Origin of the sequence: uncultured Stenotrophomonas sp., assembly GCF_945952405.1 — a bacterium.
In the GTDB taxonomy this organism is placed as follows: Bacteria; Pseudomonadota; Gammaproteobacteria; order Xanthomonadales; family Xanthomonadaceae; genus Stenotrophomonas.
In genome coordinates this window covers 100,187-121,880 of sequence record NZ_CAMFIA010000003.1, presented here as the reverse complement: position 1 = coordinate 121,880, position 21,694 = coordinate 100,187, and the positions used below count along the sequence as shown (strand labels likewise).

Here is a 21,694-nt window from a genome sequence, read left to right as displayed (position 1 = left end):
CGCTATGATCGGGCCAGGCAGACCCACGGAGGGCAGGGCATGGCGATCTGGGCAAGGATGATCCTGGCGGTGCTGGCGGGCACGCTGCCCGCCGCCCCGGTACTGGCAGTGAAGCCACCTGCCGAAGCCGCGTGCGCGCCGTTGGCGGCCGTTCCGGCGTTGCGCGATGCGGGCGTGACCGCGCTGTCGATGCAGCCCGAGGGCGGTCGCTGCGTGGTCGAGGCGACCGCAGCCAATGGCAAGGCGCTGCTTCGGCAGCAGCAGATGCTGCATGTATTGGCGCAGCATGCCTGCGCAGCGCCCGCCGAGGTGACCGTGGACCACGCGCAGTTGTCTCTTCAGTTGCGCCTGCCGAAGCACTGCGCGGCACGCAGCAGCCGCGATTTGTTCGCGGGCGAGGGGATCCCGTGGATGCAGCCACGCGGCGTATCGCCACGGTATCCACCAGAGGCCATGCAGCAGGGACTTTCCGGTCGCAGCCAGCTGAAGGCGCTGATCGATGCACGAGGGGGTGTTGCCGCGGTGATCGTGGAGACATCCAGCGGCTACGCGCTGCTGGATGAAGCGGCCGTGGAAGAATTGCGTGGCTGGCATTTCATCCGCGCCGATGCGAAGAGCACGGTGCCCGAGCTGACCCTCGTGCGCGTGCCGATGCGGTACGAACTGGTGGAGTGATCGCCCTCCACGCATGGCGTGGATCTACTGATGGGGGCGGTTCCGCGGGGTCATGCCCTCCACGCATGGCGTGGATCTACTGATGGGGGCGGTTCCGCGGGGTCATGCCCTCCACGCATGGTGTGGATCTACTGATGGGTGTGGTTCCGCGCGGTCATGCCCTCCACGCGTGGCGTGGATCTACGGATGTGGGTGCGGTTCCGCGTTGGATCCACCGGACCGCAGTAGCGCCACGCCATGCGTGGCTGCAGGTCGGTCAGAGCGCTTTCCACTCCCACCACGGGTAGTGGTACTCGCGGTCGATCGCCTGCCAGTGCTGGCCGCACTGCGTGCAGGCGACGGTGTGGCAGTCGCCCCATCCGTCCTCGGCGGGTTCCATCGACAGCAGCTGCATCTGCCCTTGTTCGAGCAGGCGGCGCGGATCGAAGAACGGGTAGCCGGGATTGAGTGCGCACAGGCAGCCCGTGTGCGCCTGCCAGTAGCGCAGGCGCTGCAGGGCGGCCTTCAGGTGCGACTGGTTGCTGATCAGCATGCCGCCGAGTGCGATGCCACGGCAGCGCTGTTCGATCAGCTCGACATGCGCGGCCAATGCCTCCAGCGAGGACGCGGTGAACAGGCGTGCGACGGAGCGTGCGGCGGCGGTGATGCGCGTGCCGTCGCGCGACAGCAGCTCCTGCATCAGTACATCGGCCTGTGCATCCTCGAGCCGGGGCGAGGGCGCCGTGGACCACGGCCAGCGCATCAGCGGGCCTTGCCGATCGCGGCGTAGCGGCCGGCGGTCAGGCGCAGCAGGTCGGCCGGTGCCAGTTCCACCTCGAGGCCGCGCCGGCCGGCGCTGACATGCAACTGGGGCAGTGCCTGCGCGCTGGCGTCCAGGAAGGTGCGCAGGCGCTTCTTCTGCCCCAGCGGGCTGATGCCACCGACCAGGTAGCCGGTCGCGCGTTGCGCGGCATCAGCCGCGGCCATTTCGCACTTCTTGCAGCCGGCCGCTTCGGCCAGTGCCTTCAGATCCAGCTGGCCGGCCACCGGCACGATCGCCACCAGCAGCTCGTGTGTCTCGGTGCTGGCCAGCAGGGTCTTGAACACCTGGGCCGGGTCGAGGCCGAGCTTGTCGACGGCTTCGCCGCCATACGATTCGGCGTGGGCGTCGTGCACGTAGCTGCGCACGGTGTGGGCGATCTTCTCGCGCTTGAGCAGGTTGATGGCCGGAGTCATGTGCGCATCGTAGCGTGGGGTCGGGGTGTTGCCTTGACCGAGGCTATTGCGGGTGGATCATCCACGCATGGCGTGGATCTACTGTGGGTTGGCTGCGGGGGATACGGCCGCACGCGAACGCAGAACGGGCGCCCGCAGGCGCCCGTTCTTTCTGCTTCCATTGCTGGGGTCAGAGCCCTTTCCTGCGGAAAGGGATCCGACCCCGTGTACGCCGGTAGTGCCGGCCGCTGGCCGGCACCGCGCAGGCATCAGTAGCGGTAGTGGTCCGGCTTGAACGGGCCTTCCACCGGCACGCCGATGTAGTCGGCCTGTTCCTGGCTCAGGGTGGTCAGCTTCACGCCGATCTTCTCCAGGTGCAGGCGGGCCACTTCTTCGTCCAGCTTCTTCGGCAGCAGGTAGACCTTCTTCTCGTAGCTGTCCTTGTTCGCCCACAGGTCGATCTGTGCCAGGGTCTGGTTGGCGAAGCTGTTGGACATCACGAAGCTCGGGTGGCCGGTGGCGCAGCCCAGGTTCACCAGGCGGCCTTCGGCCAGCAGGAAGATCGCGTTGCCGTTCGGGAAGATGTACTTGTCCACCTGCGGCTTGATGTTGACGTGCTTGATGCCAGCGAACGACACCAGCGCATCGACCTGGATCTCGTTGTCGAAGTGGCCGATGTTGCAGACGATGGCCTGGTCCTTCATCGCGCTCAGGTGCTCGATGCGGATGATGTCCTTGTTGCCGGTGGTGGTGACGTACAGGTCGGCACGGCCCAGCGTCGATTCGATGGTGTTGACTTCATAGCCTTCCATCGCCGCCTGCAGGGCGCAGATCGGGTCGATCTCGGTGACGATGACGCGCGCGCCGTAGGCACGCAGCGATGCCGCGCAGCCCTTGCCGACGTCGCCGTAGCCGCAGACCACGGCCACCTTGCCGGCCAGCATCACGTCCATCGCGCGCTTCAGGCCGTCGGCCAGCGACTCGCGGCAGCCGTACAGGTTGTCGAACTTGCTCTTGGTGACCGAGTCGTTGACGTTGATCGCCGGGATCAGCAGGGTGCCGGCCTGGGCCAGCTGGTACAGGCGGTGCACGCCGGTGGTGGTCTCTTCGGAGACGCCCTTCCAGTCCTTGACCACGCGGCCCCAGTAACCCGGGCGCTCCTTGGCAACGCGCTTGAGCAGGTTCTTGATGACCTGTTCTTCGTGCGAGGAGGACGCGGTGTTGACCCAGTCACTGCCGTTTTCCAGCTCGTAGCCCTTGTGGATCAGCAGGGTCACGTCACCACCGTCGTCGACCACCAGTTCCGGGCCGGTCAGGGTGCCGTCGGCCAGGGTGAAGGTCAGCGCGTCCAGGGTGCAGTCCCAGTACTCTTCCAGGGTTTCGCCCTTCCACGCGAACACCGGGGTGCCGGTGGCGGCGATCGCGGCGGCGGCGTGGTCCTGGGTCGAGAAGATGTTGCACGAGGCCCAGCGCACGTCGGCGCCGATGTCCTTCAGGGTCTCGATCAGCACGGCGGTCTGGATGGTCATGTGCAGCGAACCGGTTACGCGCACGCCCTTCAGCGGCAGCTCGGCCTGGTACTTGCGGCGGATCGACATCAGGCCCGGCATTTCGTGCTCGGCGATGTCCAGTTCCTTGCGGCCCCAGTCGGCCAGCGTGATATCGCGGATCTTGTAATCACCTTCGGTGGAGAAGGTCTTGGCAACAGCGTTCATTGGTGTGCTCCGGTTGTGGACGAGCGGGTGCTCGCATCTGGCCGGGCGCCGTTGTTACAAAGCCACCTTACCGAGCCTGGCCGGGCCTCGTGGGATCCGGTCGCAGCGCCCCTCGGCAGGGGAGAACCCCCATTATATCGCGGCCCCGGGGTGACATCGGGATGACCCAACCATCGGCAGATGGGCTGGCGTGCATGGCCTGTTAAGGTCGGTGTTTTCACGCAATACACAGGTGGAACGATGAGCATGCACGCGCGCCGCACACGGCGCTGGACCGGCCTGGTCCTGTCGATGGGACTGCTGGCGGTCGCCCCGCTGGCCTGGGCCGCGGCCCCGCAGCCCGCGGCGGCGCAGGCACAGGGCGTCAACGGCTACGAGCTGCCCTCGGCTGCGCTGCAGGCGGTGGTCGATGCCCCGCGCGCGCCGTCGTTGTTCCTGTCGCCGCGCCGCGATGTGGCCGCGCTGATGCAGATGCCGTCGCTGCCGTCGATCCAGGTGGTGGCCCAGCCGGAACTGAAGCTGGCCGGCCTGCGCATCAACCCGCGTACCTTCTCCGACAGCCGCTTCAGCTTCGGCGAAAAGCTGTGGCTGATGAACGTGGCCGATGGCAGGGAACGGCAGATCAGCGGACTGCCGGGCAAGCTGTCGATCGCCAGCGTGACCTGGTCGCCGGACCAGAAGTGGCTGGCCTTCAACCAGGTCGACGCCGCCAGCGGCGCCAATGAACTGTGGCTGGTGGACGTGGGCGCCGGCAGTGCGCGCCGCCTGGTTGCTGGGCTGAACACGGTGATCGGCAGCGGCTACCAGTGGCTGCCGGACAGCCGCGGGCTGGTGGTGTTCACCCGCCCGGCCAATCTTGGTGCAGCGCCTGCCGCCGACGGCATCCCGACCGGTCCGGCCGTGCAGCAGACCAGCCAGGGCGGCGGCGTGGTGTCGATCCGCACCTACCAGGACCTGCTGAAGAACGAGGCCGACGCGCGCCAGTTCGATTACTACGCCACCACCCAACCGGTGGAAGTCGGCCTGGACGGCAGCACCCGCGCGATCGGAAGCGCCGGCATCTTCATGGGCTTTGCGGTTTCGCCGGATGGCCGCTTCGTGCTGCGCCAGCCGGTGCAGCGCCCGTACTCCTATGTGGTGCCGGTGGACAGCTTCCCGCGCCGCATCGAAGTGATCGACCGAGCCAGCGGCAAGCTGGTGCACACCGTGGCCGTGCGCCCGCTGGTGGAAGGCCTGCCGACCGGCAACGATGCTGAAGTGACCGGCGTGCGTGACATCCGCTGGCGCGGCGACGCCGATGCCACCCTGGTCTGGGCCGAAGCGCAGGACGGCGGCGACCCGAACCGCGACGCCAAGGTGCGCGATGCGGTACTGATGCAGGCCGCGCCGTTCGACAGGCCGCCGGTGACCCTGGCCCAGCTCGGCAGCCGCCTGGCCGGCATCAGCTGGGGCCGTGGCGACCTGGCCCTGCTGACCGAATCGTGGTGGAAGACGCGCAAGACCAGGACCTGGCTGATCGCCCCGGACAACGCCGGTGCCGAGCCACGCCTGCTGTGGGATCGCGACGCGCAGGACCGCTACGCCGATCCGGGCCGGCCGCTGTTGTCCAGCGACGAGCGCGGCCGCTCGCTGCTGCAGACCAGCCCGGATGGCAGCAGCCTGTACCTGGCCGGTGCCGGTGCCTCGCCGGAGGGCGACCGCCCGTTCGTGGACCGCTTCGACATCGCCACCGGCAAGGCGACGCGTCTGTTCCACTCGCAGGCGCCGAACTACTCGTTGCCGGTGGCGTTGCTGGACGACCAGGGTCGTTCGCTGCTGCTGAGCCGTGAGAGCCCGGACGAGCCGGCCAACTTCTACGTGCAGTCGCTGGCCGATGCCGGCACCGCGCCGCGCGCGCTGACCCACTTCGCGCATCCGCTGCCACAGCTGAAGGGCGTGCAGAAGGAACAGATCCGCTACAAGCGCAAGGACGGCGTCGACCTGACTGCGACCCTGCTGCTGCCGCCGGGCTACGACCCGAAGCGCGATGGCCCGCGCCCGCTGCTGATGTGGGCCTACCCGGGTGAGTTCAAGAGCGCGGCCGCGGCCAGCCAGGTCACCGATTCGCCGTACCGCTTCAATGCGGTCAGCTATTGGGGCCCGCAGGCGTTCCTGGCCAAGGGCTACGTGGTGCTGGCGAGCCCGTCGATGCCAATCATCGGTGAAGGCGACAAGGAACCCAACGACACCTACATCGAACAGCTGGTGGCCAACGCCCAGGCCGCGGTGGACGAAGTGGTGCGGCGTGGCGTGACCGATCGCGACCATATCGCCATCGGTGGGCATTCCTACGGTGCGTTCATGACCGCCAACCTGCTGGCGCATACCCGCCTGTTCAAGGCCGGCATCGCACGCAGCGGCGCCTACAACCGCACGCTTACTCCGTTCGGCTTCCAGGCCGAGGAGCGCAACTACTGGCAGGCACAGGAGGTCTACCAGAAGATGGCGCCGTTCAATTACGCCGACAGGATCAAGGATCCGATCCTGTTCATCCACGGCGTGGACGACAACAACTCGGGCACCTTCCCGATCCAGAGCGAGCGCATGTTCGCGGCGGTGAAGGGCCTGGGTGGCACCGCGCGGCTGGTGATGCTGCCGAACGAATCGCATGCCTATCGTGCGCGCGAATCGATCATGACCATGCTGGCCGAGAGCGAGCGCTGGCTGGAGCAGACCATCGGTCCGGCCGAGCAGGGCAAGGCAAAGAAGCCGCGCTGACCGGACCGGGTAGTGCCGGCCGCTGGCCGGCAACCTCAGGGACCCACGCAACCCGAGGTTGCCGGCCAGCGGCCGGCACTACCAGATGAAACCATTTTTGCATCGCAGCACGACACCCGATCTGGGATAGGCTTGGGGCCAGGATCCGTTGACCGAGGCCCGTGCGTCGCCGATGAACGAGTACCGCAGCAGCATCGAATTCGCTTCTCCCGATCTTCCGCTTCGCGATGATGTGCGCCGGCTCGGCGCACTGGTCGGCGATCTGCTGGTCGAACAGGTGTCGGCCGCCTTCCTCGACGATGTCGAGGACGTGCGTACCCGCGCCATCGCCCGCCGCGAGAACCAGGCGCCCCTGTCGGAGCTGGCCGCAGGCCTGGCCGGGCGCACGCCGCAGCAGGCCGAGACCATGGTGCGTGCGTTCAGCACCTACTTCCAGGTGGTCAACATCGCCGAGCGCGTGCATCGCATCCGCCGCCGCCGCGACTACCAGCGTGCCGGTACCGCCGCGCCGCAGCCCGATGGCCTGCAGGATGCACTGCTGCATCTGAAGGCACAGGGCGTGGGCCTGGACGAGCTGGCGCAGTGGTTGCCGCGCATCGATATCGAACCGGTGTTCACCGCACACCCGACCGAAGCGGTGCGCCGCGCGCTGCTGGAAAAAGAGCAGCTGATGGTGGCCAGCCTGGTCGACAATCTCGACGGCCAGCGCACGCCCGGCGAGGCGGCGGCTGATGCCGCGCGCTTCCGCATGGCACTCACCGCCTCGTGGCAGACCACCGATTCCTCGCCGGTGCGGCCCACCGTCGATGACGAACGCGAGCACGTCGGCTTCTACCTGGTGCAGGTGCTGTACCGGGTGATCCCGGTGCTGTACGAATCGCTGCAGCAGGCACTGCGCGATACCTATGGTGAAGAACTGCCACTGCCGCGCCTGCTGCGTTTCGGTACCTGGGTGGGCGGCGACATGGACGGCAATCCGAACGTGGATGCCCACACCATCCGCAGCACGCTGGATGCGCAGCGGCAGGCGGTGCTGGGGCGCTACCAGAAGGAACTGCTGCAGCTGGCCAGCCTGCTCAGCCAGTCCACCGAGCGGGTGGGGGTCAGTGATGCGCTGCAGGCACGCGTGGTGCATTACCAGCAGCTGCTGCCGCAGGTGCAGTCGCGGCCACGCCATGCCGACATGCCGTACCGCCTGCTCAATGACCGCATGCGTGCACGCCTGCAGGCCACGCTGGAGGACGGCGAAGGCGCCTATGCCGGACCCGCGGAACTGATCGAGGATCTGCAGCTGATCCTCGACAGCCTGCGTGCCAACCGCGGCGAGCATGCCGGTGGCTTTGCCGTGCAGCGCCTGCTGTGGCGGGTGAAGACCTTCGGCTTCCACCTGGCGCGGTTGGATGTGCGCCAGGAGTCGAGCGTGCATGCGCGCGCGCTGGCCGCAGTGCTGGGTGGCGAGGAGGCATGGCAGGCGCTGGATGCGGTGGGCCGTGCGCGGCTGCTCAGCCCGCATGCCAGCGGTGAAACGGCATTGTCCAACGGCGATGACGAGGGCAACCAGCGGCTGGATGCGGTTTTCGCTGCACTGGCCGATGCACGTGCGCGCCATGGCGGCGACGCACTGGGCAGCTACATCATCTCGATGGCACATGATCGCAGCGATGTGCTGGCGGTGCTTGCGCTGGCACGCCGTGGCGGCCTGGTGGAAGAGGGGGGGGCGGTGCCGCTGGATATCGCACCGCTGTTCGAAACCGTGGACGACCTCAAGCGTGGCACCGCAACCCTGCGCGACCTGCTGGCCGACCCGGTGTATCGCGCCCATCTGCATGCGCGCGGCGATGTGCAGATGGTGATGCTGGGCTATTCGGACAGCAGCAAGGACGGTGGCATCGCCGCCTCGCGCTGGGGCCTGCAGCGCGCGCAGGTAGAGCTGCTGGAGGTGGCGGCCGAGGCGGGCATCCGATTGACCTTCTTCCATGGCCGTGGCGGCTCGATCAGCCGGGGGGGCGGCAAGACCACGCACGCGGTCGATGCCTCGCCGCGCGGCAGCATCGATGGTCGACTGCGGGTGACCGAGCAGGGCGAGGTGATCCACCGCAAATACGGCATCCGCGCGCTGGCGCTGCGTTCGCTGGAACAGGCCACCGGCGCGGTGCTACGCGCCAGCCTGCGCCCGCGCGCGGCCGAGCCGCGCGAGGATGACTGGCGGCCGGTGATGGATGCGGTGGCTGCGGCCAGCAGCGAGGTCTATCGTGGCTTCGTCGGCCAACCCGGTTTCATGGACTACTTCCGCACCGCCACGCCGATCGATGTGATCGAGCGGATGACGCTGGGCTCGCGGCCGTCGCGCCGGCTCGGCCAGGACGCGGCGCTGGGCAACCTGCGCGCGATTCCGTGGGTGTTCGCCTGGAGCCAGGCACGCGCGGTCATTCCTGGCTGGTATGGCGTGGGCAGTGGCCTGCAGGCGGCCGTGGATGCCGGTCACGAGGGCATCCTGCGCGAGATGGCGCGCGACTGGCCGTTCTTCCGCACCTTCCTGGATGACATTGCGATGGTGCTGTCCAAGGGCGATATCACCATTGCCGAGCAGTTCTCGCTGTTGTCCGGTGAGCTTCACGGGCGTTTCTTCCCGCAGGTGCAGCGCGAGCTGGAACTGACCCGGCACTGGTTGCTGGCGCTGATGGACCAGCAGACGTTGCTGGACCACGATGCGCGGCTGGCGCTGTCGATCCGCCTGCGCAATCCCTATGTGGACCCGATCAGCGTGCTTCAGGTGGATCTGCTGCAGCGCTGGCGGGCCAGCGACCGGGAAGACGACGATCTGCTGCGCGCGCTGGTGGCCTGCGTGAACGGTGTTTCGCAGGGCGTGCAGAATACGGGCTGAGTTGTTGCGGTAGTGCCGGCCGCTGGCCGGCAATACGTCATTCCTCCGGCGAAGGCGGGTTCGACGCCAGCAGTTCCAGATGGCGCTGTTCCATTTCCTGGCGCAGCTGGCGACGGATCTGCGCGGCGGCCTGGCGTCGCTTCTCGTCGGATGTGGCCGGCTGCAGGGGCGGCACCGGCGTCGGCCGGCCTTCTTCGTCCACCGCCACCATGGTGAAGAAGCAGCTGTTGGCGTGGCGCACGCTGCGCTTGAGGATGTCCTCGGCCACCACCTTGATGCCGATCTCCATCGACGAGGTGCCGGTGTAGTTCACCGAGGCCAGGAAGGTGACCAGCTCGCCCACCGCGATCGGCTGGCGGAACATCACCTGGTCCACCGACAGGGTGACCACGTAGCTGCCGGCGTAGCGGCTGGCGCAGGCGTAGGCGACCTGGTCGAGCAGGCGCAGTACCGCACCGCCATGGACCTTGCCGGAAAAATTGGCCATGTCCGGCGACATCAGCACGGTCATGGACAGCTGGTGGGTCTTGAGTTCGGTCGACATGGGACGATTGTATCGACAACCGGTAGTGCCGGCCGCTGGCCGGCAACCACGCGATTGTTTCCGGAGGCCATGAAAAAGCCGGCCAGCGGCCGGCTCTACCGGAAGCAGAAGGGCCGCTTGCGCGGCCCTTCGTGTTTCTTACTTCAGCTTCGCATCGGCGCGCAGGGCGGCGGCGCGGTCGGTCTTCTCCCAGGAGAAGGCCGTGGCGTTGACGGTCTCGCCTTCGCCGTTGAGGTAGCTGAACTCCTTCGGCTTGCGGCCGAAGTGGCCGTAGGCCGCAGTCTGCTGGTACATCGGGTGCACCAGGTCCAGCATCTTGATGATGCCGTACGGGCGCAGGTCGAAGTGCTTGCGGATCAGCTTCTCGATCTTGTCGTCGCTGATCTTGCCGGTGCCGAAGGTGGTGACCGAGATCGAGGTCGGCTCAGCCACGCCGATGGCGTAGGAGACCTGCACTTCGCAACGGTCGGCCAGGCCGGCGGCAACCACGTTCTTGGCGACGTAGCGGGCCGCGTAGGCTGCCGAACGGTCGACCTTGGACGGGTCCTTGCCGGAGAAGGCGCCACCACCGTGACGGGCCCAGCCGCCGTAGGTGTCGACGATGATCTTGCGGCCGGTCAGGCCACAGTCGCCCACCGGGCCGCCGATCTCGAACTTGCCGGTCGGGTTGATGTGGAACTTGGTGCCCTTGTGCAGCCACTTGGCCGGCAGCACCGGCTTGATGATCTCTTCGCGGACGGCCTCGATGAGGTCCTTCTGCTTGATGCCCGGGGCGTGCTGGGTCGACAGCACCACCGCGTCGATGGCCGAGACCACGCCGTTTTCATAACGCAGGGTGACCTGGCTCTTGGCGTCCGGGCGCAGCCACGACAGCGGCGAGTTCTTCTTCTTGCGGATCTTGGCCTGCTGCTCGACCAGGCGGTGCGACAGGTGGATCGCGGCCGGCATGTAGCTGTCGGTCTCGTTGGTGGCGTAGCCGAACATCAGGCCCTGGTCGCCAGCGCCCATTTCTTCCGGCTTCTTGCGATCCACGCCCTGCGCGATGTGCGGCGACTGCTTGCCGATCAGGTTCAGCACGCCGCAGGTGGCGCCGTCGAAGCCGACGTCGGAGCTGTCGTAGCCGATGTCCGTGATGACCTTGCGGGTCAGGGCTTCCAGGTCGATCCAGGCGCTGGTGGTGATTTCACCGGCGACAATGGCAACACCGGTCTTGACCATGGTCTCGCAGGCCACGCGGGCGCGCTGGTCCTGGGTCAGGATCGCGTCCAGCACCGCATCGGAGATCTGGTCGGCAACCTTGTCCGGATGGCCTTCGGAGACCGACTCGGAGGTGAAGAGATAGCTGGACATCAGGCGTAATATCCCTTGATTCGGATGGAAAGATGGGCGCGCATGATACACGGGGTGCGCCGCCTGTGCATTGTGAACCTGTACCGGTTGCCGGTGGTTAAGCCCGCGTAGGCCCGGCAGGGCCCATCACGCCGGGATTGGGGTCCAGCCTCGAGGCCCAGTGTTCCACCAGCGTGACAACGAGCCGGGTGGTGAGGGGGGCGGTTGCGGCCGCCCGCCGGGCGGGACGACCGTCATCGTTCTGCCCCAAAACCGCCATCTGGCTGCCGCCTGCCGGGCGCAGGCTGTCGGCCAATCCGGCCGCCGGGTACGAGTGGATCTGCCATGCAGGAACTTGAACAGCGTCTCCAGCAACGCTTCCCCGACTGGTTCCATGGCCGCCGTGGCCAGCTGGCGCGGCCGCTGCTGCGCAGCGTCGGGCGCTGGTCGCGGTTGGACCAGATCGAAGCCTTCCTGCAGCGCAGCGCAGGGCTGCGCGGGTTCGGCTTCGTCGCCGCCGGGCTGGAGTTCATCGATGGCCAGTACCAGGTGGATCCGGCCGCGCTGGCGAAGATTCCGGCCACCGGCCGCCTGCTGATCGTTGCCAACCATCCCTCCGGCGCCCTCGACGCGCTGGCCCTGCTGGACGCGGTCGGCCGTATCCGCCGCGACGTGCGGATCGTGGCCAACGACCTGCTGGGGGCGATCGCGCCGCTGCAGGACCTGCTGCTGCCGGTGCGCATCCTCGGTGGCAAGGCGCAGCGTGGCAGCCTGCACGCGGTCGAGCAGGCGCTGGCCGCCGAGCAGTGCGTGATCGTGTTCCCGGCCGGCGAGGTCTCGCGGCTGTCGCTGCGCGGTATCCGCGATGGCCGTTGGCAGCGCGGTTTCGTCCGCTTCGCCCGCGCCGCGGGCGCGCCGGTGCTGCCGGTGCGGGTGGAGGCACGCAACTCGGCGTTGTTCTACGGCGCCTCGACCCTGTTCAAGCCGGCCGGCACCGCCTTGCTGGCACGTGAGATGTTCACCCGCCGCGGGCGTCCGCTGCGCCTGCGCATCGGTGAGCCGATGCAGCTGGGCAAGGGCGGCGACCCGGGGGCGCAGCTGCTGGCAGTGCGGCGGGCGCTGTACGCGCTGGGTCGCAGTACGGGGGCTGATGATGCCGCCTCCTGCACGGGGCCCGAACCGCTGGCCGCGCCGGTGCCGCCCTCGCAGGTGGCCGCCGGCATCGCCGCCGCCACCCAGCTCGGCCAGACCGCCGACGGCAAGCAGATCCTGCTGGCGACCTGTACCGCCGATTCGCCGCTGCTGCTGGAGCTGGGCCGGCTGCGCGAACTGACCTTCCGCCAGGTCGGCGAGGGCACCGGCCGCAGCCGCGACCTCGACGACTACGACCCGCAGTACGAGCACATCGTGATCTGGGACGCCGCCGCGCAGCGCATCGCCGGTGCCTACCGGATCATGCGGGGGGCGCAGGCGCTGGCCCGGCACGGACTGTCCGGGCTCTACAGCGCATCGCTGTTCCGCTATTCCGACGATGCCATCACCCACATCGCCGAAGGCCTGGAACTGGGCCGCAGCTTCGTGGTGCCCGATTACTGGGGCAGCCGCAGCCTGGATTACCTGTGGCAGGGCATCGGCGCCTACCTGCAGTGCCGGCCAGGTATCCGCTACCTGTTCGGCGCGGTGTCGATCAGCGCGGCACTGCCCCGCGATGCGCGCGAGCAGCTGGTGGCGTATTACCAGCGCTACTACAGCGGTACCGCTGGGCTGGCCGAATCGAACCGCCCGTTCCAGTATTTCGCCGCGCCGCCGAGCTTCGGCGAGCTGGATGCGGGTGCTGCATTCGACGTGCTCAAGGCCAACCTGGCCGCACTCGGTACCGGCGTGCCGACGCTGTACCGCCAGTACACCGATCTATGCGAACCCGGCGGGGCGCGCTTCCTCGCCTTCGGCGTCGATCCGGACTTCAGCGATTCGATCGACGGCCTGATCGAAGTGGATCTGTGCGCGATCCGGCCGAACAAGCGCAAGCGCTACCTGCGCGACGCGGGGGCACCGGCATGAGCGCGCCGGCGAACCTGTCGCCGCACCGGCGCGCAGTGTTCGTCTCCGATGTGCACCTGGGCTCACGTCACTGCCATGCCACCGAACTGGCGCGGTTTCTCTCGCAGCTGCGCTGCGAACGCCTGTACCTGGTCGGCGACATCATTGACCTGTGGTGGATGGCCCACCGCCGCGCCAACTGGCGGCAGTCGCACAGTGAAGTCATCCAGGCGCTGCATGCATTGCGCCGCGCCGGGACCGAGATCATCTACATCCCCGGCAACCACGACGCCTCGTTGCGCCATGTGTGCGGGGTGATGCTGCCGGCGATGCAGGTGCGCCGCCGTGCCATCCACGTGACCGCCGATGGCCGCCGGCTGTTGGTCGCGCACGGTGATGAGTACGACGGCGTGACCCACTTCGGTGGCCTGCAGGAGAAGTTCGGCGACTGGCTGTACTACCGCATCCTGACCGGCAACCAGGCGTTGAATGCGGTGCGGCGGCGGCTGGGCATGCGCTACTGGTCCCTGTCGGAGTTCCTGAAGAAGCGCAGCGGTGCGGCGGAGCGTTACATCGAACGCTTCGTGCAGGCGGGCCTGGACGATGTGCGCCGGCGCGGCCTGGATGGGATCGTCTGCGGCCACATCCATCGCGCTGCGCTGGTCGAACGCGATGGCCTGGTCTATGCCAACGATGGTGACTGGGTGGAAAGCCTGACCGCACTGGCCGAAGACCATGATGGCGCGTTGCGCCTGCTCGACCACAACGGCCTGACCCTGGTCGAGCTGCCGGGCGCGCGCATTCGGCAAGCCGCCTGAACCGCGCGGAATGACGTTTCTGTAGAGCCGAGCCGATGCTCGGCTGCAGCGCGTCCACCGTGTAGAGCCGAGCCGATGCTCGGCTGCAGCGCGTCCACCGTGTAGAGCCGAGCCGATGCTCGGCTGTTGTGGTGCCGAACGGAGAGCAGCCGAGCATGGGCTCGGCTCTACAGGGGCCATGCGCCACCGCCGGGCATGGGCTCGGCTCTACAGCGTGGTGCGCGAGACGGCACGCGTGCAAGCCGCTAGCATCGGCGCATGGATTCCTTGACCCAGATCGTGCTTGGCGGCGCCGTCGCCGCTGCCATCGCCCCGCCCGGACATCGCCGCGCGGCCCTGTTGGCCGGTGCCGCGCTCGGCACCCTGCCGGACCTCGACGCGCTGTGGCTGGGCTTCACCGCCGCCGACCCGGTGGCGAACATGGTCGAGCACCGCAGCTTCAGCCACTCGCTGCTGGTGCTGCCCTGGGTGGCTGCGCTGATCTGGTGGTTGTTCAGGCGCTTCGGCAAGGGGCGTGTCGCACAGTCGCCGACACGCTGGTTCTGGGCGATCCAGCTGGCGCTGGTCACCCATCCCGTGCTGGATGCGTTCACCGTCTACGGCACGCAGCTGTGGTGGCCGCTGCGGCCACACCCGGCGATGGGGTCCAGCGTCTTCATCATCGATCCCGGTTACACGGTGTGGTTGCTGCTCGGTTGCATCCTGGCCTGGTTCGGCCGCGCGCGACCCTGGGCGGGCAAGGTGCTGGGGCTGGCACTGCTGCTGAGCACGGGCTACCTGGGGTGGGGCCTGATCGCCAAGGCCCAGGTCGAGCGCGCCGCACAGCAGAGCCTGGCCGCGATGGGCCTGGGCGACGCGCCGCGGTTCTCGGTGCCGATGCCGTTCAACACGCTGCTGTGGCGGGTGGTAGCGATGACCCCGAATGGCTATGTGGTTGGCGACCGCTCGCTGGTGGCCGATCACGGACCGATGCGGTTCGAGGGCCATGCTTCCAACGTGCAGGCGCTGCGCGAGGCGCAGTCGGTACCGGCGGTGCAGCGGCTGCAGTGGTTCAACCGGGGCTTCATGCGCGCTCAGGTGGTGGACGGCAGGCTGGTGCTGAGCGATCTGCGCATGGGCCTGGAGCCGGACTACACCTTTAATTTCGCCGTGGCCGAACAGCAGGGTGGGCAGTGGCGTGGCATCGTGCCCGAGCAGTTGCGGGTGGACTACAGCAGCCCGGCAGCGCGTGCCGACGCCGGGCGCCGTCTTGCCGCGATGTGGCAGCGCATCTGGCACGAACCGACCGCGTCGCAGACCGATACCGCGGCTGCGCAGTAGATCCACGCCATGCGTGGATGGCGCAGCAGGCGACTCAGTACACCGTGGCGCGGCCCTGCACGAACGAATAGAAGAACACCGCGTTCGGATCGTTCTGCACCAGGCGGAACTCGCGGCGCATGCCTTCCACAGTGTCCTCGTCCACCGTGCCGGCCTGCAGCAGCTGGTCGGCCGCCGACAGCAGCAGCTGTTCCCAGAACGCGATCATCGTCTTGCGGCGCGCCGGCTCGCGGTTGTCCAGGTGGATGGTCTTGATCTCGGTATGCACGTCGCGGAAGCCACCGGCCAACAGCAGGTTGCCCAGCTTGGCACCGACGAACGGGTCGCCACCGTGGTCGTACTGGAAGTCGTTGAAGGCCATCCAGTAGCGCCAGATATGCGGCGAATACGGATCAAGCAGGAACGAGGCGTTCATCACTTCGGTGATGTACACCGGCGAACCCGGGGCGAGCACGCGGCGCACTTCGCTCAGCACGCGCGCCGGTGAGGGCACGTGTTCCAGCACCCAGCACAGGAATGCCGCGTCGAAGCTGCGCGCCTCGAATGGCAGTTCGCCAGCGTCAGCCTGCTGCAGGGTGTAGCGGTCGCTGCACCACGGCGTGCGCGACAGGTTCTCGCGCGCGGTCGCCAGCTGGGTTTCGCTCAGGTCCACGCCGGTCACGTGCAGCTCGGGGAAGCGGCGCAGCAGGATCTCGGTCTGTGCTCCAACGCCGCTGCCGACTTCCAGCAGGCGCCGCGCGCCGCTGTAGTCGATCTGGCCGAAGATGCTCGATTCCAGCAGTCGCGCCTGGGTCATCAGGCGTTGCTGCTCGGTGCCGGAAAAGCCGTGCAGATAGGTTGGGGAGGAGATCGGCGGGGTCATGGCGGGCTCTTGTAGAGTCGAGCGTGTTCGGTGGGGCATTCAACGCGGTCGAGCGGGCTCGACTCCACGCCGATGGGGAGAATCAGGCGGCCGAAGACAGCACCGGTTCCCCGGCGATCAGGCGGTCGAAGTACTCGGTGGTCAGTGCGATCTGGCTCTGGGGGTCCTCGGCACGGTTGACCACCGCACGGAACGCGGCGTTCTCCGGCCGGTCCTTGGCGTACCAGCCCAGGTGCTTGCGCGCGATGCGCACGCCCTGCGGCTCGCCATAGAACGCATGCAGCGCATGCAGGTGGCCGAGCAGGATGTCGCGCACCTCGGCCAGCGACGGCGGTGGCAGTTCCTCACCGGTGGCCAGGTAGTGCGCCACCTCGCGGAAAATCCACGGCCGGCCCTGCGCCGAGCGGCCGATCATCACCGCATCCACGCCGGTCTGCCGCAGCACGAAGGCGGCCTTCTGCGGCGAATCGATATCGCCGTTGGCGATCACCGGAATGCGAAGTGCGGCCTTGATCTCAGCAATGGTGGCGTACTCGGCCTGGCCGGTGTAGTGCTGGTCGCGGGTACGCCCGTGCACGGCCAGCGCGGCAATACCACTGTCCTCGGCGATGCGCGCGATCAGCGGGCCATTGCGGTGGTCACAGTCCCAGCCGGTGCGGATCTTCAGGGTGACCGGCACGTCCACGGCGTTGACCACCGCCTCCAGGATGCGCGCCACCAGCTGTTCGTCGCGCATCAGCGCCGAGCCGGCCCAGGCGTTGCACACCTTCTTGGCCGGGCAGCCCATGTTGATGTCGATGATCTGCGCGCCGTGGTCGACGTTGTAGCGTGCCGCCTCGGCCAGCTGCTGCGGCTCGGTGCCGGCAATCTGCACGCTGATCGGAGCCGGTTCGCCCTCATGGTCCATGCGGTGGATCGACTTGCGCGTGTTCCAGAACCGCGGGTCGCTGATGGTCATTTCCGAGGCGGCCAGGCCCGCACCCAGCCGTTTGCACAGCAGGCGGAAGGGCTTGTCGGTGACGCCGGCCATGGGCGCCAGCACGACGTTGGGGGCAATGGTGTAGGGGCCGATCTGCATGCGCCCATTGTAGGCTGCGGGCGGCAACGCGATCGTGTCAGCGGGGCCCGGGTTCAGGCCGATCGGCACCGACCTCATGCCGTACCGGCATCAGCAGATGCTTGACGGTTGCTTCCCGCACCCCCATGCGCGGGCGATGGTGGGCGGCTGGGTGCGGGCCGATGCAGCCAGGTCGGGACGGTCGCCGGGCCGGGCCAGCGGTAACGTCGACTGCCGGTGGACGCGCGCCGCGCGCCCCCGGCGCCGGCCGCTAGCCCAGCGTTTCCCAGGCCTGGCCGGTCCCCAGTGCGAAGGCCACGCCCAGGCCGAGGCAGACCAGTGAACTGACCGCCCAGAAGCGCACGCCGTTGTAGCCGGGGCGGAACAGCGCCAGGCCGAAGCCCATGGCAGCGCGCAGCAGCAGCAACGCGGCAATCGCGGGCAGCACCAGGCGGCTGGCCGGCAGCGGCGGATGCCAGCCGGCGGCCGCCAGCGCGTACAAGGCCCAGGCGACCAGCAGCGTGGTGATGCCAGCAGTCATCACGGGCGGCCACCAATGGCCGGCCTGGGCCAGCCGGACCATGCGCGGGCCGGCGCCGAAACGCTGGTACCAGGGGGCGCCGAAGGCGATGCAGCCGATGTGCAGCAGGGCCGCGATGGCGCTGCCTGCGGCCGCGACCAGCAGCCAGGGGAATCCGTCCATGTCCAGCCCGTGCAGGAAAGCTGCGCGGATGGTGGGCGAGGGCGGCGACGCCGGCAATGCGACAGGCGGTCGCAGCAGGTGGGGTCAGCGCGACGGGTCGATCCGCAGCCCGGCACCGAGCCGGTCCAGCGCCACGCATTCATGCTGCACGGGCATCAGCAGTGCTCAGGTGCAGACATTCATCTGATGCACCTCACGCGAAGCTGTCGTTCCAGGCGTTGAGATCCGAATTGGCAAGCTGGTAAAGAGCGCAGATCGCGGCGTTGCAACATGCGTGTCGGCGACGCATGCAGCAGCCTGCGCATCGGCTCTTCGTGGACAACATCGATCAACAGGATGGCGGCGACGAGCCTGCCACTTTGGATCAAGAGGACGCTGTCGGTATCAGCTCTTGATTCGACAGGTGTCTCCGCTGCAGGCTGATAAACCGATGAGCCGACATCGCGGCCAGAACTCGATCACAAGGACTGTCATGCCCCTGATCCGTTCCCTGCTGGTGTTCGCGTTGGCGCTTCCGCTGGCGGCGTGTGCGCAGCGTGATGTGCCGCGCAACATGTCTCCCACGCAGACCAACGAGCAGGGGTGCACACGCAAACGCAGCATTGGCCCGCAGGACGCCTATGCCGTGCCAGTACCGCTGAAGCAGGCCTGTGTTGGCCCGTACCTGCTGGAGCTGCCGCAGAACTACTACTACAACCAGATGGGCCCGGAGCATGACGGCAGCTTTGGCCTGGCGCTGGAGTATCCCCGCCTACTGCCCTTCAAGCCGGGTGAACGGATCAACCCCAGTGTGGACGTGGCAGTGCGCACAGTCACTGTCGATTACGCGTACATCGACAGGATCGATGTACGGCAGGTGCTTCGAAATGCCTATACGCCACGCTCGTATGCACCGGATGATCCGGCGGCATCACTGGAGGGACGCATCCAGGGGGAGCCTGTACATGGGCTTGTTCCGTACTTCATCGATATTCAGAAGATCCGTAACTACCAGCGTGCACGGGGCATTAGAGAAACCGCGTCAGTGATGAAGTCTGACTCCCACTACGACTGGTACGTTTCCCATGACGCGTCAGGCGAAATCGACCAGCTGATCGAATGCACGCCACGCGAGATCATCGAATCGGGTGTCGAGTACCGTGACGGAAAAATGGTGAAAAAGAAGGTCTACGGATTTGCCGAGTGCAAGCAGAAGTTCGTCATTGAGGAGCTCAACACCGTCGTCAATGTGAACTATCCCCGCGAGGGCTTGCCGAACTGGAGAAAAATGGAAGCACGTGCGCGCGCGCTGCTGATTGACAACATCCGCAGGAAGGAGGGCAAATGAGCACCGTTGGAGCAGGACTGAATCGGAAGGATCTCGAGATCCTCAGCGCCTATGCTGCAGCGGATAACCGGGAGCTCTACTTCAACTATCTGGCGCAGAAGCAAGGCAGCGATGGATATGCGCTGCTCGCCCTGGGCGTGGTTCGAAACGATAATGTTCCCGGTGCCACTGCCAACACCTTTGCCAATCGCCAGGCGTTGGCTGACGGTGTCCATATGAGTGAGGGCGATTGGCAGGCGTTTGGCGTCGAGTTGATGAAGGCAGACCTCCGTTGCGATCATGGCGCTTTGACCGTGGAGAAACGGATCTCGCGCTGAATCTTCCCGTTGAGGATGTCCAAGCCTCGCACGATTCCACCTTCCAGGGTCGAGGCATCCATCCTTCCGCCTGGACACCCTACAAACTCATCGTCGCCGCCCGCGCGTACGGTGGCAGGGAAGAAGCCGAAGCCGCCTGGAAGATGCTGCTGGACAATCGCAATCTGGGGCTGGATCGCGGCACGCAGACGTCGATGCTGGTGCTCCTCAAGTACCGTGACCACTTGCAGGATCCGGAGAGCTATATGCACGATATGGCGAACGCGCGCGCGCCGCATGGCCTGATCAAGCCGGTGACCAATCTGGATCCGGATCGGGTGCTGCATCGTGGGAAGTGGTATGTGCATGATGCCAACGGCTGGCAGCACGAAGTGAATGCTCCGATCAGCGTGCCGCTTGGCGCGACGCCGATTCCGCTGCCGCTCGGTTCGATTTCGATGGGAACGGTGCCGGTCACCAAACCGGAGACCCTGCGCTATCTGGACGATGCGCGCGCCACCCGGCAACTGCGTGAAGAGCTGCGACAGCAGTTCCATCCGGAGGATCCCAACCGGGATCGGCCGATCATGCGGAGCCCGGAGGTGCTGAGCGACGCTGCGCCACTGGACCCGCAGCCGGAGCGTCCGCTGGCAGCGGCAGTGGATCCAACCTCACCACAGCATCCGCGGCATGCGCTGTACGCGCAGTGCGTGGCCGGTGTGCAGGGGCTGGATGCGCAGGTCGGCAAAACCTGGGACCGGCACAGCGAATGCATGGCGGCCAGCCTGACCACGCTGGCCGCAGGGCAGGGGCTGCAGCGGGTGGACCATGTGCTGCTGAATGGCCCGGCGCCCGGCCTGCAGCCGGGGCAGAACGTCTTCGTGGTGCAGGGCGAGCCGTCCGACCCGGCCCATCTGCGTACGCAGATGCCCACCGCACAGGCGCTGGCCACGCCACCCGAGCAGTCGTTCCAGCAGCTGGCGGTGAACGATCAGCGCCAGGCGCAGGAACAGGCGCAGGCGTTGCAGCGCAGCCAGGAGGAACAGCTGCAGCCGGCGCGCGCCGCGCCGGTCATGCAGGCCTGAGGGCGGTTAGCGCCCGGGCGGCCCGTTTCCTGGTCGGCAAAAAAGAAGCCCGGGCATCTGCATGCCCGGGCTTTTTCATCCATTTCATCCACGCGTGGCGTGGATCTACTTCACTTCCGCGTCGGCCGGAGTGAAGCGCGGCATTGCCGCCGCCGCACCTTCCTTCTCGGTGGAGCGGCCGGCGAACTGGTTGGCGAAGCGCACGTGGCGGGCGAACGGGGCATCGGCAACCTGCGCCAGCGATGCCGCCAGCGCGCCGTTGAAGGCATCACCGGCACCGGTGGTGTCGATCGCCTGCACCTGTTCGGCGCCCACGCGGTAGTACGGCTGGGTATCGCCGCGCAGGTTCTCGTCGGCGTGCGAAACGAACACGCCCACCGAACCCAGGGTCACCACCACCGTGCCGTTGCCGACCAGCTTGCGGCACAGCGCGTGCAGGCTGGCGCCATCCAGCGCGGCGACGTCGTTGGCGTCTACGCGCTCGCCGACGTGGCGACCGAGCAGGGCGGCGAACTCGGTCTCGTTCGGCGTGATCACATCGGCCAGCTTGAGCAGGCCGATGGTCGAGGGTGCATCGGCCGGCGCGGTGTTGAGCACCGTGGTGACGCCGGCCTCGCGGGCGGTGGCCAGTGCCGCTTCGATGGTCTGCACCGGCGATTCCAGCTGCACCAGCACGACCTTGGCGCTGGTCAGCAGCGACTGCTGCTGTTGCAGGAAATCGGTGCTCAGCGCGGCGTTGGCGCCGGGGCCGATCACGATGGTGTTGCGGCCACGGGCATCGACATAGATGCCGGCGGTGCCGGTCGGTTCGCTGCTGGCTTCGGCGATCAGCTCGAAGCCATCCTGCGCGGCCAGTTCGCGCGCGGTGGTGCCGCCGGCATCATCGCCCAGCGCGCAGACGAAGCGGGTCTCGGCGCCGGCGCGGCAGGCCGCGACCGCCTGGTTGAAGCCCTTGCCACCCGGGCCGGTGCTGTAGCGGCCGGCAATGGTCGCACCCGGTGCCGGCAGCGACTCGCACCGCCACACGTGATCGACATTGAAGGAACCGACGACAACGACACTGCTGCTCATAGGGAATCTTTTCTCAA

Annotated in this window: 18 protein-coding genes and 1 riboswitch; of the genes, 9 read left to right on the top strand and 9 right to left on the bottom strand. The window is 67.4% G+C overall.

From position 1 onward, the window contains the following. The first annotated feature begins 39 nt into the window (after positions 1-39). A complete protein-coding gene (locus Q0P60_RS04440) occupies positions 40-675 on the top strand; it encodes an energy transducer TonB (RefSeq protein ID WP_294988804.1) in 636 nt (211 codons plus the stop codon). A gap of 256 nt (positions 676-931) precedes the next feature. Here the strand turns inward: Q0P60_RS04440 and Q0P60_RS04435 are convergent, their stop codons facing one another. From Q0P60_RS04435 to ahcY, 3 genes are all read right to left on the bottom strand, one after another. Beyond that, a complete protein-coding gene (locus Q0P60_RS04435; protein WP_294988801.1) occupies positions 932-1,417 on the bottom strand; it encodes a hypothetical protein in 486 nt (161 codons plus the stop codon). Continuing rightward, positions 1,417-1,890 (bottom strand): Cys-tRNA(Pro) deacylase, encoded by a 474-nt coding sequence (gene ybaK / locus Q0P60_RS04430; protein WP_294988798.1) that lies wholly within the window; start codon positions 1,888-1,890, stop codon positions 1,417-1,419. Before ybaK ends, Q0P60_RS04435 begins: the two co-directional genes overlap by 1 nt. Positions 1,891-2,138: 248 nt before the next feature. Further along, positions 2,139-3,584 carry an adenosylhomocysteinase gene (ahcY, locus tag Q0P60_RS04425; protein WP_004154241.1) on the bottom strand — a complete coding sequence of 482 codons (1,446 nt, stop codon included), beginning with the start codon at positions 3,582-3,584 and terminating at the stop codon, positions 2,139-2,141. A gap of 36 nt (positions 3,585-3,620) precedes the next feature. Then, a riboswitch (S-adenosyl-L-homocysteine riboswitch) is annotated at positions 3,621-3,704 on the bottom strand. Positions 3,705-3,824: 120 nt separating this feature from the next. Here ahcY and Q0P60_RS04420 point away from each other — a divergent pair. Together Q0P60_RS04420 and ppc are read left to right on the top strand one after the other, a co-directional pair. After that, complete coding sequence (locus Q0P60_RS04420; protein WP_294988794.1) at positions 3,825-6,341, top strand: prolyl oligopeptidase family serine peptidase; 2,517 nt, start codon at positions 3,825-3,827, stop codon at positions 6,339-6,341. Between the two features lie 172 nt (positions 6,342-6,513). Continuing rightward, on the top strand, positions 6,514-9,225 hold the full coding sequence (ppc, locus tag Q0P60_RS04415; RefSeq protein ID WP_294989250.1) for a phosphoenolpyruvate carboxylase: 2,712 nt from the start codon (positions 6,514-6,516) through the stop codon (positions 9,223-9,225). 37 nt (positions 9,226-9,262) lie between these two features. On the opposite strand, the gene Q0P60_RS04410 is transcribed toward ppc, so the two are convergent. Both Q0P60_RS04410 and metK read right to left on the bottom strand, forming a co-directional pair. Continuing rightward, a complete protein-coding gene (locus Q0P60_RS04410) occupies positions 9,263-9,769 on the bottom strand; it encodes an acyl-CoA thioesterase (RefSeq protein ID WP_294988791.1) in 507 nt (168 codons plus the stop codon). A gap of 138 nt (positions 9,770-9,907) precedes the next feature. Continuing rightward, positions 9,908-11,119, bottom strand: a complete 1,212-nt coding sequence (gene metK / locus Q0P60_RS04405; protein ID WP_010481882.1) for a methionine adenosyltransferase — start codon at positions 11,117-11,119, stop codon at positions 9,908-9,910. Positions 11,120-11,443: 324 nt separating this feature from the next. Between metK and Q0P60_RS04400 the strand changes: the two genes are divergently transcribed. From Q0P60_RS04400 to Q0P60_RS04390, 3 genes are all read left to right on the top strand, one after another. After that, positions 11,444-13,159 carry a lysophospholipid acyltransferase family protein gene (locus Q0P60_RS04400; protein WP_294988786.1) on the top strand — a complete coding sequence of 572 codons (1,716 nt, stop codon included), beginning with the start codon at positions 11,444-11,446 and terminating at the stop codon, positions 13,157-13,159. Next, positions 13,156-13,956, top strand: coding sequence for a UDP-2,3-diacylglucosamine diphosphatase (locus Q0P60_RS04395; protein ID WP_294988783.1), 801 nt, complete (start codon positions 13,156-13,158; stop codon positions 13,954-13,956). The genes Q0P60_RS04400 and Q0P60_RS04395 overlap by 4 nt, the downstream gene beginning before the upstream one ends. 258 nt (positions 13,957-14,214) lie before the next feature. Continuing rightward, positions 14,215-15,276, top strand: coding sequence for a metal-dependent hydrolase (locus tag Q0P60_RS04390; RefSeq protein WP_294988780.1), 1,062 nt, complete (start codon positions 14,215-14,217; stop codon positions 15,274-15,276). 34 nt (positions 15,277-15,310) lie between these two features. On the opposite strand, the gene Q0P60_RS04385 is transcribed toward Q0P60_RS04390, so the two are convergent. From Q0P60_RS04385 to Q0P60_RS04375, 3 genes are all read right to left on the bottom strand, one after another. Continuing rightward, positions 15,311-16,138: a class I SAM-dependent methyltransferase gene (locus Q0P60_RS04385; RefSeq protein WP_294988777.1), complete on the bottom strand. Its 828-nt coding sequence runs from the start codon at positions 16,136-16,138 to the stop codon at positions 15,311-15,313. Between the two features lie 82 nt (positions 16,139-16,220). Further along, on the bottom strand, positions 16,221-17,216 hold the full coding sequence (gene dusB / locus Q0P60_RS04380) for a tRNA dihydrouridine synthase DusB (RefSeq protein WP_294988774.1): 996 nt from the start codon (positions 17,214-17,216) through the stop codon (positions 16,221-16,223). 250 nt (positions 17,217-17,466) lie between these two features. Then, on the bottom strand, positions 17,467-17,898 hold the full coding sequence (locus Q0P60_RS04375) for a hypothetical protein (protein ID WP_294988771.1): 432 nt from the start codon (positions 17,896-17,898) through the stop codon (positions 17,467-17,469). A gap of 472 nt (positions 17,899-18,370) precedes the next feature. Here Q0P60_RS04375 and Q0P60_RS04370 point away from each other — a divergent pair, with 472 nt between their 5' ends. From Q0P60_RS04370 to Q0P60_RS04360, 3 genes are all read left to right on the top strand, one after another. Further along, on the top strand, positions 18,371-19,225 hold the full coding sequence (locus Q0P60_RS04370; RefSeq protein ID WP_294988768.1) for a hypothetical protein: 855 nt from the start codon (positions 18,371-18,373) through the stop codon (positions 19,223-19,225). Then, the gene (locus tag Q0P60_RS04365; RefSeq protein ID WP_294988765.1) at positions 19,222-19,542 is read left to right on the top strand and encodes a hypothetical protein; all 321 of its coding nucleotides are present in this window, start codon (positions 19,222-19,224) and stop codon (positions 19,540-19,542) included. Before Q0P60_RS04370 ends, Q0P60_RS04365 begins: the two co-directional genes overlap by 4 nt. Before the next feature lie 143 nt (positions 19,543-19,685). Continuing rightward, complete coding sequence (locus tag Q0P60_RS04360; RefSeq protein ID WP_294988762.1) at positions 19,686-20,606, top strand: XVIPCD domain-containing protein; 921 nt, start codon at positions 19,686-19,688, stop codon at positions 20,604-20,606. 105 nt (positions 20,607-20,711) lie between these two features. On the opposite strand, the gene Q0P60_RS04355 is transcribed toward Q0P60_RS04360, so the two are convergent. Further along, complete coding sequence (locus Q0P60_RS04355; RefSeq protein WP_294988759.1) at positions 20,712-21,677, bottom strand: ribokinase; 966 nt, start codon at positions 21,675-21,677, stop codon at positions 20,712-20,714. Positions 21,678-21,694: the final 17 nt, after the last annotated feature.

What these genes read in the sequence shown, in the direction of transcription:
- Q0P60_RS04410 (WP_294988791.1), bottom strand. Translation starts at nt 9,769, where the DNA reads ATGTCGACCGAACTCAAGACCCACCAGCTGTCCATGACCGTGCTGATG.
- metK (WP_010481882.1), bottom strand. Translation starts at nt 11,119, where the DNA reads ATGTCCAGCTATCTCTTCACCTCCGAGTCGGTCTCCGAAGGCCATCCG.
- Q0P60_RS04440 (WP_294988804.1), top strand. Translation starts at nt 40, where the DNA reads ATGGCGATCTGGGCAAGGATGATCCTGGCGGTGCTGGCGGGCACGCTG.
- Q0P60_RS04420 (WP_294988794.1), top strand. Translation starts at nt 3,825, where the DNA reads ATGAGCATGCACGCGCGCCGCACACGGCGCTGGACCGGCCTGGTCCTG.
- Q0P60_RS04355 (WP_294988759.1), bottom strand. Translation starts at nt 21,677, where the DNA reads ATGAGCAGCAGTGTCGTTGTCGTCGGTTCCTTCAATGTCGATCACGTG.
- Q0P60_RS04375 (WP_294988771.1), bottom strand. Translation starts at nt 17,898, where the DNA reads ATGGACGGATTCCCCTGGCTGCTGGTCGCGGCCGCAGGCAGCGCCATC.
- Q0P60_RS04400 (WP_294988786.1), top strand. Translation starts at nt 11,444, where the DNA reads ATGCAGGAACTTGAACAGCGTCTCCAGCAACGCTTCCCCGACTGGTTC.
- Q0P60_RS04365 (WP_294988765.1), top strand. Translation starts at nt 19,222, where the DNA reads ATGAGCACCGTTGGAGCAGGACTGAATCGGAAGGATCTCGAGATCCTC.
- Q0P60_RS04360 (WP_294988762.1), top strand. Translation starts at nt 19,686, where the DNA reads ATGCTGCTGGACAATCGCAATCTGGGGCTGGATCGCGGCACGCAGACG.
- Q0P60_RS04385 (WP_294988777.1), bottom strand. Translation starts at nt 16,138, where the DNA reads ATGACCCCGCCGATCTCCTCCCCAACCTATCTGCACGGCTTTTCCGGC.
- Q0P60_RS04370 (WP_294988768.1), top strand. Translation starts at nt 18,371, where the DNA reads ATGCCCCTGATCCGTTCCCTGCTGGTGTTCGCGTTGGCGCTTCCGCTG.
- Q0P60_RS04390 (WP_294988780.1), top strand. Translation starts at nt 14,215, where the DNA reads ATGGATTCCTTGACCCAGATCGTGCTTGGCGGCGCCGTCGCCGCTGCC.
- ahcY (WP_004154241.1), bottom strand. Translation starts at nt 3,584, where the DNA reads ATGAACGCTGTTGCCAAGACCTTCTCCACCGAAGGTGATTACAAGATC.
- ppc (WP_294989250.1), top strand. Translation starts at nt 6,514, where the DNA reads ATGAACGAGTACCGCAGCAGCATCGAATTCGCTTCTCCCGATCTTCCG.
- Q0P60_RS04435 (WP_294988801.1), bottom strand. Translation starts at nt 1,417, where the DNA reads ATGCGCTGGCCGTGGTCCACGGCGCCCTCGCCCCGGCTCGAGGATGCA.
- ybaK (WP_294988798.1), bottom strand. Translation starts at nt 1,890, where the DNA reads ATGACTCCGGCCATCAACCTGCTCAAGCGCGAGAAGATCGCCCACACC.
- dusB (WP_294988774.1), bottom strand. Translation starts at nt 17,216, where the DNA reads ATGCAGATCGGCCCCTACACCATTGCCCCCAACGTCGTGCTGGCGCCC.
- Q0P60_RS04395 (WP_294988783.1), top strand. Translation starts at nt 13,156, where the DNA reads ATGAGCGCGCCGGCGAACCTGTCGCCGCACCGGCGCGCAGTGTTCGTC.